General features: G+C 68.9%; 1 protein-coding gene. It reads right to left on the bottom strand.

The annotated features are described in order from the left end of the window. Positions 1–1,326, bottom strand: a 1,326-nt coding sequence (gene dnaB, locus FVA95_RS28800; protein WP_149666903.1) for a replicative DNA helicase, incomplete at its 5' end; no start/stop codon positions are given.

The following is a 1,326-nucleotide window of genomic DNA, read 5'->3' as shown; positions in this document are numbered from 1 at the left end:
TCAGCCGTGGGCGAGGTCGGAGAACCGGCTGTAGTGCAGCTGGTGGGCGACGGTGATCGTCGTGGTCGGGCCGTTACGGTGCTTGGCCAGGATCAGGTCGGCCTCACCGGCACGCGGGTCGTCCTGCTCGAACGCGTCGGGACGGTGCAGCAGCACCACCATGTCCGCGTCCTGCTCGATCGAGCCGGACTCACGCAGGTCCGACAGCATCGGACGCTTGTCGGTGCGCTGCTCGGGACCACGGTTCAGCTGGCTCATCGCCACCACCGGGACCTCGAGCTCCTTGGCCAGCAGCTTGATCTGCCGGGAGAACTCCGAGACCTCCTGCTGACGTGACTCGACCTTGCGGCCCGAGGTCATCAGCTGCAGGTAGTCCAGGATGATCAGCTTCAGGTCGTAGCGCTGCTTCATCCGGCGCGCCTTGGCCCGGATCTCCATGAGTGTCAGGTTCGGCGAGTCGTCGATGTAGAGCGGCGTCTCGGAGATCTCCGACATCCGCCGCGCCATCCGCGTCCAGTCCTCGTCCGACATCCGGCCGGCGCGCATGTCGGCCAGCCGGATCCCGGCCTCCGCCGACAGCAGACGCATGACGATCTCGGACTTGCTCATCTCCAGCGAGAAGAACGCGCTGGTCATGCCGTTCTTGATGGAGCAGGAGCGGGCGAAGTCCAGACCCAGGGTCGACTTGCCCAGACCCGGCCGGGCCGCGACGACGACCATCTGGCCCGGGTGCAGGCCGTTGGTGACCTGGTCGAGGTCGGCGAAGCCGGTCGGCACACCCGTGGACTGGCCGCCCCGGGAGGCGATCGCGTCGATCTCGTCCATCGTGGGCTGGAGCAGCTCCTCCAGCACCGTGTAGTCCTCGGTGGTGGTGCGCTCGGTGACCTCGTAGACCGCGGCCTGGGCCCGGTCCACCGCGTCGTCGACGTCGCCGCCGTCGGCGCCGTGGTAGCCGAGCTGCACGATCCGGGTACCCGCCTCCACCAGCCGTCGCAGGACCGCCTTCTCGCCGACGATCTCGGCGTAGTACGCCGCATTCGCCGCGGTGGGCACGGTGGCGATGAGGGTGTGCAGGTAGGGCGCGCCGCCGAGGCGGACCAGTTCACCGCGCCGCTGCAGCTCCGCCGAGACGGTCACCGCGTCCGCGGGCTCGCCACGGCTGTAGAGGTCCAGGATCGTCTCGTAGACGGTCTGGTGGGCCGGCCGGTAGAAGTCCTCCGGGCGCAGCACCTCCACGACGTCGGCGATCGCGTCCTTGCTCAGCAGCATGCCGCCGAGCACCGACTGTTCGGCCGTGAGGTCCTGCGGCGGCTGACGGTCGAACGT

Origin of the sequence: Pseudonocardia sp. EV170527-09, assembly GCF_008369905.1 — a bacterium.
Classification (GTDB): Bacteria; Actinomycetota; Actinomycetes; order Mycobacteriales; family Pseudonocardiaceae; genus Pseudonocardia.
Note: the sequence above shows the minus strand (reverse complement) of the source record. Positions and strands in the feature narration are given on the sequence as shown.